The following is a 3,297-nucleotide window of genomic DNA, read 5'->3' as shown; positions in this document are numbered from 1 at the left end:
GTGGGCTCAAGACTGGAAATTAGTGAAGCAGCATATTTATAAAAATGCAGCGTAGAAACTATATTAGGAATGCTCTCAAATCTTCATAAACTACTTTACAAGCAAACACAGCAAAATGATTTGTAATGGGTATAGGCATAATCAAGTGTAAACTTGGACAACCTAACGAAGGTGCCTAGATTGAAACCTTTATTTAGCAGTCTACTATCACCTTGATGGCCAGTTTGTTATAGTGTCAGGAGTTTATCGTTAATCGTTATTGATAGAGTAAATGCATAAGAACAATCTTGAAAAGCTCGTTTTGTTATTAAAAGCGCAAAAAGTTTTAGCCTTACCAACGGAATCGGTATATGGCTTAAGTACCATCCTTGAGTCAGATGCGGTGGCAAAAATTGTGACATTGAAAAAACGCAGTGCCAACAAAGGATTTATTGTGCTTTCAAGTAAGATAGAACATTTGCTACGTGTTATTGATGTAGCACGTTTAACGGACGAGCATCTTGCGAAACTACAAAAACACTATGATAGGGCAACGACTTGGGTGGTGCCTGTTAAACCAGAGTTTCGCTGGTTGACAGGTCCTTTTGAAAGCATTGCCGTGCGCTTAACCACTCACCCTTTATTAAGTGAATTAACCAAGCTGCTTGATCAAGCCATTGTTTCAACCAGTGCCAATATTTCCAATATGCCTGCGGCAACATCGATGGGTGAGGTGTATGACTACTTTGCTGAACAGGTTGATTATATTTATCCACAAGCTGATTTTGTTGCAACGAAGCCATCGAGGTTAATTGATTTATTAACGGGTCAGATATTGCGTGAATAAGCAAGATTAAACTTCAGCAATAAAAGCTTTGTCGCTGCCAACGGCATAGGCTAAACTAACTCTCATGCATGACGAGTGATTTTTTATTCAAAGAAAATAATATATGCCAATAAAACTAACATGGCGGCAACGCTTAAGTTGCCTAATAAAAGGTAAGCTTGAAAATGTCATAGCTAAGCCTGCAATTGATGCTAAGCAGGAGATAGGGAAATCTGAAGAAGGTGTAGATGATGCGGACTCCGCTAAGCAGCTATTGTCTATTCTGCAAAGAAAGGGGCGCTTATTAGATTTCTTGGCGCAAAACCTAGATCACTATGATAATGAACAGGTGGCAACTGTGGCACGCGTTGTTCATGATCAGTGCAAAAAAGCCCTCGAGTCATACTGTACTTTGGCGCCGGTTTATCACGACCAGGAGAATGATGAGATTGTACTTGAGGCAAATTATGATAAGTATAGTGTTGAACTCACGGGGAATGTTGTGCACAGTACGCGCTTTAAGGGTAAGTTAATCCATCAAGGTTGGAAAGTAGAGGAAATGCATTTACCCAAAGTAGCCAAAGAAGCAAATTTAGATATATTACAGCCAGCGGAAGTGGAGGTGTTATAGATGTCGCATCATGCAAAATATTTGATTGGAATTGATTTGGGTACAACAAATTGTGCAGTTACCTATAAGAAAATAGCGGATGATGCTTTGATTAGTACGTTGGCTATTCCACAGTTTATAGCAAAGAATCAGTATGAATCTAAAACCCTAATGCCATCGTTTTTATATTTACCTAGTACGTTGGAATTGAGTTTGGATGATATTGCTTTGCCGTGGCAAAGTGAGACCACTATCTTGGTGGGTGAATATGCTAAAACAAAAGCGCAAACAACACCAAATAGAGTAATTGCAAGCGTTAAGAGTTGGCTGTGCCAAGCCACGATTGATAAGCGCAAAGCGTTATTACCATATCAGGCGGCTGAGGGTGTTGAACGCATATCACCACTTGAGGCATATACCCATTACTTTGAACATATTAAAAAGACATGGAATAGCACCTTTCCTGATGCGCCGTTGTTTCAGCAAAAAATTATTATTACCATTCCTGCATCCTTTGAGCCTGCAGCGCGCGATTTGACAGCTGAGGCGGCGCGTTTGTGTGATTTTGAAGAGGTTACTTTGTTGGAAGAGCCACAAGCGTCATTATATGGTTGGATTCATGATCATGAAAAGTGGCGTGACCAGCTGACTGCTGATGATGTGATTTTGGTTATAGATGTTGGTGGAGGCACGACGGATTTTTCATTGATAAAGGTCGAAGATGAAGAGGGGACTCTCGCATTACGACGCATCGCCGTTGGCGACCATATCTTAGTTGGGGGTGATAATATCGATCTGATGTTGGCGCATACCGTGCAGCAAAGATTGTTAGATGGCGGTCAACGTTTAGAACCATGGCAGATGCAGGCATTAGTACATAGTTGCAGGAATGCCAAAGAGAAGCTATTAAGTGATCAAAACTTAAATGAAATTGCCGTATCCATTCCTGGACGCTCGTCAAATATCTTTGCTAATGCGGTATCAGAAACCTTGACGAAAAAAGATGTTGAAAAAACGATGCTGCAGGGCTTCTTTCCTGAAGTCACTATTGACGATCATCCGCATAACGCGCCACGCACAGGATTGAGTCGTTTTGCGTTAAGTTATACTCAAGAAGCTGCGATTACCAAACACTTGGCGTTGTTTTTAAGCAAACAAGCAAAGGCGGATGAAAAATTCATCACCCCAACGGCAGTATTATTTAATGGCGGTGTGTTTAAACCTGAGGTTTTGCGTCGCCAATTAATGCAGATTATTAATAAATGGCTTGCCAAAGAAGGGCGTCCAGAAGCTTGCGAACTTGAGCATGCAGCTTACGATACCTCAGTCGCTATTGGCGCTAGTGTGTTTGCCGATGCCTTACAAGGCAATGGTATTCGTATCAAAGGGGGCGCGTCGCATTCATTCTACATTGGGATCGAGTCACCAATGCCAGCTATTCCAGGTTTTCAGCCGCAGATCGAAGCGCTTTGTATTGCTGTGCAAGGTATGGAGGCTGAAGAAGAGCTTGTGTATGAAGCCGAGACGTTCTCATTGGTTGTTGGTGAACCAGTTGAGTTTAGATTCTTTGCTGCAAACCATCGTGCTGATGATTGCTTGGGCGATATCTTCACTGACTGGGAGCAAGCAGGATTGATTGAGCTATCACCACTACGCTTGACCTTGTCTGCGGATAACTACGGCAATGGTACTTCAGTGCCTGTGCATATTAGTGCCATGCATACTGAAATTGGCACACTGGAATTAACTGCCAAAGCGTTAGAGAATAACGATCAATGGAAGATCGCATTTGAAACGATTCGATGACGAGAGCATTCCTAATATAGTTTCTACGCTGCATTTTTATAAATATGCTGCTTCACTAATTTCCAGTCTTGAGCCC

The 3,297-nt window shown here is 41.8% G+C and carries 3 protein-coding genes; all 3 read left to right on the top strand.

What is annotated here, in order from left to right:
* Positions 1-271 precede the first annotated feature (271 nt).
* Positions 272-826 (top strand): L-threonylcarbamoyladenylate synthase, encoded by a 555-nt coding sequence (locus ACTS4L_RS11145; RefSeq protein WP_440617966.1) that lies wholly within the window; start codon positions 272-274, stop codon positions 824-826.
* 103 nt (positions 827-929) lie between these two features.
* A complete protein-coding gene (locus tag ACTS4L_RS11140) occupies positions 930-1,436 on the top strand; it encodes a DUF2760 domain-containing protein (protein WP_440617967.1) in 507 nt (168 codons plus the stop codon).
* Entirely contained in the window at positions 1,437-3,221 is a 1,785-nt protein-coding gene (locus tag ACTS4L_RS11135) for an Hsp70 family protein (protein WP_440617968.1), read from the top strand.
* Positions 3,222-3,297: the final 76 nt, after the last annotated feature.

It is taken from the genome of Cysteiniphilum sp. 19S12-1 (genome assembly GCF_052030685.1).
Taxonomy (GTDB): domain Bacteria; phylum Pseudomonadota; class Gammaproteobacteria; order Francisellales; family Francisellaceae; genus Caedibacter.
Note: the sequence above shows the minus strand (reverse complement) of the source record. Positions and strands in the feature narration are given on the sequence as shown.

Bases quoted from the DNA above. Each gene is read 5' to 3' on its own strand.
- ACTS4L_RS11145 (WP_440617966.1), top strand. From the start codon at position 272: ATGCATAAGAACAATCTTGAAAAGCTCGTTTTGTTATTAAAAGCGCAA.
- ACTS4L_RS11140 (WP_440617967.1), top strand. From the start codon at position 930: ATGCCAATAAAACTAACATGGCGGCAACGCTTAAGTTGCCTAATAAAA.
- ACTS4L_RS11135 (WP_440617968.1), top strand. From the start codon at position 1,437: ATGTCGCATCATGCAAAATATTTGATTGGAATTGATTTGGGTACAACA.